4 protein-coding genes are annotated in these 8,324 nt (G+C 70.4%); 3 read left to right on the top strand and 1 reads right to left on the bottom strand.

Annotation, left to right across the window (positions count from 1 at the left end; all coding sequences use genetic code 11):
- Positions 1-228 precede the first annotated feature (228 nt).
- Positions 229-3,411, top strand: coding sequence for an alpha-amylase family glycosyl hydrolase (locus tag Q4A20_RS12045; RefSeq protein WP_303123276.1), 3,183 nt, complete (start codon positions 229-231; stop codon positions 3,409-3,411).
- 93 nt (positions 3,412-3,504) lie between these two features.
- Here Q4A20_RS12045 and Q4A20_RS12040 read toward each other — a convergent pair whose 3' ends face one another.
- Entirely contained in the window at positions 3,505-4,620 is a 1,116-nt protein-coding gene (locus Q4A20_RS12040; protein ID WP_303123274.1) for an ABC transporter permease, read from the bottom strand.
- A gap of 117 nt (positions 4,621-4,737) precedes the next feature.
- Between Q4A20_RS12040 and Q4A20_RS12035 the strand changes: the two genes are divergently transcribed.
- Together Q4A20_RS12035 and Q4A20_RS12030 are read left to right on the top strand one after the other, a co-directional pair.
- Entirely contained in the window at positions 4,738-5,295 is a 558-nt protein-coding gene (locus tag Q4A20_RS12035) for a TetR/AcrR family transcriptional regulator (RefSeq protein WP_303123272.1), read from the top strand.
- Positions 5,296-5,407: 112 nt separating this feature from the next.
- The gene (locus tag Q4A20_RS12030; protein WP_303123270.1) at positions 5,408-8,248 is read left to right on the top strand and encodes an alpha-1,6-glucosidase domain-containing protein; all 2,841 of its coding nucleotides are present in this window, start codon (positions 5,408-5,410) and stop codon (positions 8,246-8,248) included.
- The last annotated feature ends 76 nt before the right edge of the window (positions 8,249-8,324 follow it).

Below are 8,324 nucleotides of genomic sequence, written 5' to 3'. Positions count from 1 at the left end.
GCGGGGACGGGGCGGGGATGAGATGCAAGGCGATGAAAGAGTTGCAGAGCTTGCAGGATGCGGTTTCGTGTCGTACGCTCGGGTAACCTCGTCCGGCGCCGTCAGGCTCCGGCCGGATCCCAATCTGCTCGCCATGGCGCGGGCGCGATTTGCCCAGACGAAGGAGTCCTCGTGCGCTTGCAAGCCTTGCATATCGGGCGATACCGGCGTTCTCGCACCCTTGGTGCGGTGGCCGCCGTCGCCCTCACCCTGTCCGCCGGCGCCATCGGCCTGGCCGCACAGCCCGCCCTCGCCGTTGCCGACGAGGCGCCGCCTGCATCGGTCGCCCTGGTCGGCTCGCTCCAGGACGAGCTCGGCTGCGCCGCCGACTGGGACCCCGCGTGCGCGGTCACCGAGCTGACCGACGCCGACGGCGACGGCACCTGGGAGTACACCGCCACCGTCCCCGCCGGCGCCTACGAGATCAAGGTCGCCCTGAACGACACCTGGGACACCTCCTACGGCAAGGACGGCGGCGCCGACAACATCCCCCTGGCCCTCGCCGGCGACGCCAAACTCACCTTCACCTGGAATCAGGACACTCGCCGCATCGGCCTGCGTTCCACCGACCTGACCGGCGCCTACACCGACGCCGATGCCGCCCTGACCGCCACCCCGGTACGGCAGGGCACCGCGGAGCAGTTCTACTTCGTACTCACCGACCGCTTCGCCAACGGCGACACCTCCAACGACGCCGGCGGGCTCACCGGCGGCAGCGACATCACCGGCCTTGATCCCACCGACAAGGGCTACTACCACGGCGGCGACATCCAGGGCCTGATCGACCACCTGGACTACATCCAGGACCTGGGCACCACCGCCATCTGGCTGACCCCCTCCTTCACCAACCAGCCCGTCCAGGGCAGCGGCGCGGACGCCTCCGCCGGCTACCACGGCTACTGGATCACCGACTTCACCACCATCGACCCGCACCTGGGCGGCAACGAGGCCCTCGAACAGCTGCGCGACGCCCTCCACGTGCGGGGCATGAAGCTGTACCTGGACATCATCACCAACCACACCGCGGACCTCATCAACTATCAGGAGGGCGTCTACTCCTACGTCGAAACCGCCGACGTGCCCTACACCGACGCCGCCGGCAACGTCGTCGACATCTCCGCCCTGGCCGGCCGGGACGACTTCCCCAGCCTCGACGCCGCCACCTCCTTCCCCTACACGCCCGTGCGCAACGGCGACGTCATCCCCGAGGCCTTGAACGACGTCACCCTGTACCACAACCGTGGCGACTCCACCTGGACGGGGGAGTCCACCACCATGGGCGACTTCCAGGGCCTGGACGACCTGATGACGGAGAACCCGATCGTCGAGCAGACCTTCGAGGAGATCTACAAAGCCTGGATGGACTTCGGTGTTGACGGCTTCCGCATCGACACCGTCAAACACGTCAACTTCGAGTTCTGGCAGGCCTGGACCGCCGCCATCGACGCCCACGCCGCGGCCACCAACCCGGACTTCTTCACCTTCGGCGAGGTCTATGACGCCGACGCCACCAAGACCAGCCCCTACGTGCGCGGCACCGGCATGGACGCCACCCTCGACTTCGGCTTCCAGGCCGCCGCCCAGGCCTTCGCCCGGGGCCGGCCGACGACGAACCTGGGCGCCTTCTTCGCCACCGACGACTACTACACGACCACCCACTCCAGCATCTACGCCGAGCCCACCTTCCTGGGTAACCACGACATGGGCCGCATTGGCTACCTGTTGGGCGGCGGGTCCGGCAGCGCGGAGCTACTGTCCCGCTCCAAGCTGGCCCACTCCCTGATGCTGCTGACCCGCGGCCAGCCGGTCATCTACTACGGCGATGAGCAGGGCCTGGCCGGCTCCGGCGGAGACAAGGACGCCCGCCAGGACATGTTCGCCACGCAGGTGGACCAGTACGCGAGCGAGCAGCTCATCGACGGGTCCGTGGCCGGCGCCACCGACCGCTACGACACCGACTCCGCGCTGTACAAGCACATCGCCGAGCTGGCCGAGCTGCGGGCCGCCTACCCGGCCCTGTCCACCGGCTCCCAGATCGAGCTGTACTCCCAGGACTCCGCCGGCGTATACGCCTTCGCCCGCGTGGACCGCGACGAGAAGGTCGAGCACCTGGTCGCCCTGAACAACGCCGGGGAGGAGCAGACCGTCACCTTCAAAACCCTCACCCCCGGCGCCGCCTACACCCCCCTGTACGGCACCGACAAGGCGGTCACCGCCGACGCCGACGGCACTGTCACGCTGACCGTGCCCGCGATGAGCGCCGTCGCCCTGCGCGCCGACGCCACCGTCGCCGCCGCCAAGAACCCCACGGTCGGCTTCACCACCCCCAACGGGGCGAACCTGTCCGGCACCACCGCCGAGATCGCCGCCACCACCACCGCCAACCGCTGGGCGGAGACCACCTTCTCCTACCGGAGGCTCGGCACCGAGGACTGGACCACCGTCGGCACCGCCGAGGACGACACCCCGCGCGTGTACGCGGACCTGTCCGCCCTGCCCGCCGGCACCGTCCTGGAGGTGCGGGCGGTAACCACCGATGCCGTCGGCAGTCGGGCCGCCGCCTCGACCCTCGCCGTCGTCGGTGCGGACCTGACCGGGGCCCGGCCGCAGGCCGACCCGGAGCCCCCCATTGACGGCCTGGAGGTCACCATCCCCGGCGACCACAACACCGAGATGGGCTGCATCTCCGACTGGCAGCCCGACTGCGAGCAGGCGCGGCTGGCCCAGGACCCGGCATCCGGCCTGTACACCGGCACCTTCGACATCCCCGCCGGCACCTGGCAGTACAAGATCGCCGTCGGCGGCACCTGGGATGAGAACTACGGCGCCGACGGCGTGCCCGGCGGCGACAACATCACCTACACCACCGACGGCGGCCCGGTCACCTTCCACTACGATGCCCGCACCCACCTGACGACCGTCTCTGTTACCGGCCCGACCGCCGTCGAACCGACGCCCACGGCAACATCGGCGCCCGGGGTGGAGCCGAGCGCCTCGGCGGGGTCCACCACTGAACCCGCCGGTGGCGCCACGGCGTCGCCGACTGCCACCGCCACGGCTTCGGCGCAGGCCACCGGCTCGGCATCGCCGACTGCTACCGCGAACAGCGGGGCCTCCGGGGCGCCCACCGCCGCGGCAAGCGCCACCGCCTCCACCGGAGCGGCGCCCGCGACGGGCGGGAGTACGCCGTCGTCGAGCGCAAGCATGAGCGGAACCGTCCCTGCGGCAGGCGTCGCGGCATCGGCCTCCGGGGTGAGTGCAGATGCCGGCTCGCTGGCCCGCACCGGCGCCACCGGACTCATGCCGCTGACCGCAGCCGCGTCCGCGCTGATTGTGGCGGGAGTCCTCCTGCGCCGGCGACGGCGGGCCTGAGCCGTGGCGCGCCATCCGGTGAGGCGTCTGGAGGACACTCGCCTCCGAGCCGTCCCGGCAGGTTCTACGCCATAGGGAGCCTCGAGGAGGCCGTCACCGCGTCCGGCGGTCGCGGTTGCGGCGGGTGTGGACGTATGCGCCGACGGCGAGCAGGGCGAGGCCGCAGACGATCCAGGCGGTCAGCACCCACGGGCTGGCCCCCATGCCCGCGCCGTCGAAGTAGGCGGCGGAGCGCAGCCAGGTGCCGGCCGCACCCACGGGCAGCAGCTGCCCGAAGGCTCCCCATCCGCTGGGGAGCCACTGCCAGCCGGTGGCGAGGCCGGAGAGCGGATTCGCCACGAACAGCATGATTACGGCTCCGAGTCCCAAACCCGCGTAGCCCAGGGTCTCCTGCAGACCGATCAGAGTCAGGGAGATCGCTGCGATGCCGAGGCTCAGACCCGCCCACAGCAGCAGGAAGGAGCCGTCGACGGCGCCGAACCAGGTCTGCAGCACGGCGGCGGCGCACAGGCCACCGAGCGCCGCGATTGCGACGGCCCCCAGGGCGCGCTTCCACGGGGAGATGCGCAGCACCAGCCCCAGGATCACACCCGAGGCCATGCCGCCGAACACGAGCGGCAGCGCGATGGCGGACAGACCCACGCCGGAAGGGTCGGCGTCCGTCAGCGGGGCGACGTCGGTGACGGTGACCGTCTGCGAGGTACTCGCCTCCTGCTGCACCTGCAGGAGCGTGGCGGCGTCGGCGCCCTGCGCCTGAGCGGCGGCCAGGGCCTGGGCGTCGGACTGCGCCTCCAGCGTGGTGGCGAGGTTCGTCAGCAGGGCGGCGTAGGGGCTGCCCGCGCCGGAAGCCGTGACGACCTCAATCTGCTGGCCCGACTCGTCGGCGGTGATGGCGATCCCGCCGATGGCCTCGCGGTTCTCAACCGCGCCGGTCACCGCCTCGCCGTCCGCGACGACGGTGACGTCGAAGACTCCGGGCGCGGCGGTATCCAGCTGCGTCAGCAACTGTTCCTGCACGGCCTCCGGCGCCGAGAGGGCCAACGGCAGGTCCTGCGCCCCGGAGTTGATGGAAGGTGCCAGGAACGCCAGAAGCATGAGGATGATGACGACGGGGATGCCGAGCGTGGCGAGCAGGAGTCCGCGCGTGGAACGCCGCGGGCTCGGGGACGAGGCGGACGTCGACGCGTCGGTAGGGGGTAGGGCGGTCATAGGTTACTCGATTCTGTAAGTGGAGCAATTTGCTCCGGAAGTGATCCGGAGCGTATCGCTCCGGATGTAGTCTGGTCAAGTCCGCGGGACCGCCTCGCGGGGGAGAGGAGCATCACCATGCGGGTGGACGCCGCCGCCAACCGGGAGTCGATCATCAAGGCCGCCCGGGAGCTGTTCGCCGACGTCGGCGCCGACGTCCCCGTCAGAAGGATTGCCGCGGAGGCGGGGGTCGGGATTGGCACGCTGTACCGGCACTTTCCGGACCGGATGAGCCTGGTGGTCGGGGTCGCCGATGCGGTCTACGAGCAGCTGGACGCGGCCGCGGGGCGCTGCGAGCAGGCGTGGGACCGTGACCCGGAGGCCGCCTGGGAGGGTTTCGTGCGTGAGGTGGCGGCGTTGCGACTGGGGCGACTGCTGACGCAGGTCGGAGCCCGCTCCGAGCTGTTCGAGGCGGGCGGACTGGGACCTGCGCTGCGCGAGCGCGCCGTCTCGCGCGTCTCCGGCCTCCTTCAAGCGGCCCGAGCCGCCGGGCTGGTACGTGAGGACGTGGATGCGGTCCGCTTTCAGATCGGGGTGGTGGAGGTGTCTCGGCCTCTGGGGGAGGTCGTCGATGAAATGGCGCCCGGTTGGCAGGACTGGCTGGTCGACGTCTACTTGCGCGGTCTGCGGCCGTAAACGAGGGCGTGAGCGGCCCGCGCCGCACCGCCGCCACGGTGTCTTGACACAAGTTGCCCGATCCCGGAGATGTCGGGATACACTCGGCGTCAACAGGCAGGAAGGTGTTCTTATGGCCGTACCCAGTCCGGTGCATCACGACGCCCCGGTTCGCCATGAGCTTCCCGGTGTCGGGGAGGCCCGCGCCTACTGGGTGGATGAGACCACCCTCGCCTGGCCGGCCGACCTGTTCCCGCCGATGGTCGACGTCGAAGCGCTGCGTATGCGCGCGCCGGAGGGCTTCCCGGCGCACACTCCGGTCACCTTCGGGCTCATCGCCGCGCCCAACGGCGGTGCCCGCATTGTGGACGGCATTCTTGACCGCGGCCCCGACGGCGTAGAAATCCCGCTTTCCGTCGTCGGCTCCTTGGAGGACCTGCTCGGCGAGGAGGCCATGAGCGCCCACCCCGCCCTGCGCGGATACCTGGCCCTGTCCCTGGAGGATGAGTTCGGCAGCCGTCGCGTCGAACGTGAGGACATCACGCTGCTGTTGGCCGGCCAGCTGGCGGTCGTCCAGCGCACGGCCGCCGCCACCGGTGGTTGGGTCACCGCCTTCACCGGCGTGCAGATCTGGCCGCTGTTGGACCGCCTGTACGCCGCCGCCGCGGCTCGGGACGGCTCGGCTCCGCTCGGCTCCGGCGTCGGTTCCGACGGCGCGCCCCACTTCACCCTGTGGGCGCCCACCGCCGTCGACGTCGCCCTGCTCGCCTGGCCCACGGGCGACCCCACCGGATCTATCCCGCTGATCGACGACGATCCCATCCGCGTGCCCGCAGACCGGGCCGACGCCGAGTCCTGGGACGGCCGCTGGGAGGTGAACGGGTCCGCCGCCACCGCCGCCGGCATCGACGCCGGCTCCCAATACCTGTGGGAGGTGCGCGTATATGTGCCCGCGACCGGACGTGTGGAGACGAATCTGGTCACCGACCCCTACTCGCGGGCACTGACCGTCGATTCCGGCAGAAGCGTCGTCGTCGATCTGAACCAGAGGGCGCTCAAGCCCTCCGCCTGGCGGGAGAACCTCGGCCCCGTCCTCACCAACGACGCCGCCCGCGCCATCTACGAGCTGCATGTGCGCGACTTCTCCGCCGCAGACGCCTCCGTCCCCGAGGAGCTGCGCGGCACCTACACGGCCTTCTCACTCCAGTGCGAGGGCACCCGCCACCTGCGGCGGCTGGCGGCCGCCGGTATCGATACCCTCCACCTGCTGCCCACCTTCGACTTCTGCTCGGTGCCCGAGCACCGCGGCGACCAGTGCACTCCCCGAATCCCGGCCGAAGCCTCCCCGGCCTCGCGGCGCCCGCAGGCGGCCGTCACCGCCGTCGCCGATCGTGACGCCTACAACTGGGGCTACGACCCCTGGCACTGGCTGGTCCCGGAGGGCTCCTACGCGCGCGAGGGCCACCAGGACGGCGGGGCGCGCGTATACGAATTCCGCGACATGGTCGGCGCCATACACGGCATGGGTCTGCAGGTGGTGCTCGATCAGGTCTTCAACCACACGGGCGCCTCCGGGCAGGACCCTCACAGCGTGCTCGACCGGATTGTGCCCGGCTACTACCACCGCCTGGATGCCGCCGGGAACGTGGAGATGTCCACCTGCTGCAACAATATCGCCACCGAGCGTCGCATGGCGGAGCGGCTCATGATCGACGCCTGCGTGTCCTGGGTGGTCGACTACCGGGTCGACGGCTTCCGCTTCGACCTGATGGGCTATCACTCGCTTGAGACCATGGCGCGCCTCCAGAATGCGCTGGCCGAGGTGGCGGACGACGCCGTCGGCCACCCCATCTTCCTGTACGGCGAGGGCTGGAACATGGGTGAGGTAGCGGACAACGCCCTGTTCATCCAGGCCACTCAGGGGCAGGTCGGGCTGCTGGGCATCGGCTCCTTCAACGACCGCGTCCGCGACGCCGTCCACGGGCGCGGCGAAGACACCGATCCGCGTGTGCCTCAGGGGCTGGGCAATGGCGAGCTGACCGACCCCAACGGCTTTGATGACCGCTCCGAGGAGACCAAGCGCGACGACCTGGCCTGGCGTGCCGACCTGGTGCGCCTTGCCCTGGCCGGCAACCTGCGGGACTTCGACCTGGCCGGACCCGACGGGCAGTGGGTCAGGGGTGAGGAGATCCGCTACGGCGACGAGGCCGCCGCCTACGGGCTGGCCCCCACCGACTCCATCAACTACGTCGATGCTCACGACGACGAGACCCTGTTCGACCGGCTCGCCTACAAGCTCCCGCTCGGCACCCCCATGACCGACCGCATCCGTATGAATACGCTGTGTCTGGCCACGGTGACGCTGGGGCAGTCGCCGTGCTTCTGGGCGGCGGGAACCGAGCTGCTGCGCAGCAAGTCGTTGGACTCCGACTCCTACAACTCCGGTGACCGTTTCAACGCCATCGACTGGACCGGGCAGGACAACGGCTGGGGCCGTGGCCTGCCGCCTGCGGCCCGCAACTTCGATGCCTGGGTGGTACAGGCCGGCATCCTCATGCGCGAGGATCTGCGGCCCACCCCGGAGGACATCGCCACGGCTCGGGAGCAGGCCCTCGACCTGTTGCGGCTGCGACGCTCCAGCCAATTGTTCTCCCTGGGGTCGGCTGCGCTGATCCGTGAGCGGGTGTCCTTCCCGTCCGGCGATTTCGAGGTTCCGGGCCTGGTGGTCATGCTGATTGATGACGGCGCCGGGGCCGGGGATGTCGATCCCGATCTGGACGGGCTGCTCGTGGTGATCAACCCAGCGCCGGGCGCCGTGGAGCAGCGCGTGGACGCGCTGGTGGACCGCTACTTCGAACTCAGCGACATCCAGATGGAGGGCGGCGACCCGATCGTCAAGGACACCCGCTTCGACGCGGGTACCGGCACCATCACCGTTCCCGGCCGCACCGTCGCCGTCCTCTGCGAGCGCTGACCGCGTCCCGCCCCGCCCCTCACGGCCCCGCCCCTTGCCGAGGTCGGTAGACGTTACGTGCCGAGGTCGGTAGACG

The sequence above is a fragment of the Actinomyces sp. genome (assembly GCF_030530635.1).
GTDB lineage: Bacteria > Actinomycetota > Actinomycetes > Actinomycetales > Actinomycetaceae > Actinomyces.
The sequence above is the reverse complement of the archived record's forward strand: the minus strand, read 5'-3'. Positions and strand labels throughout refer to the sequence as shown.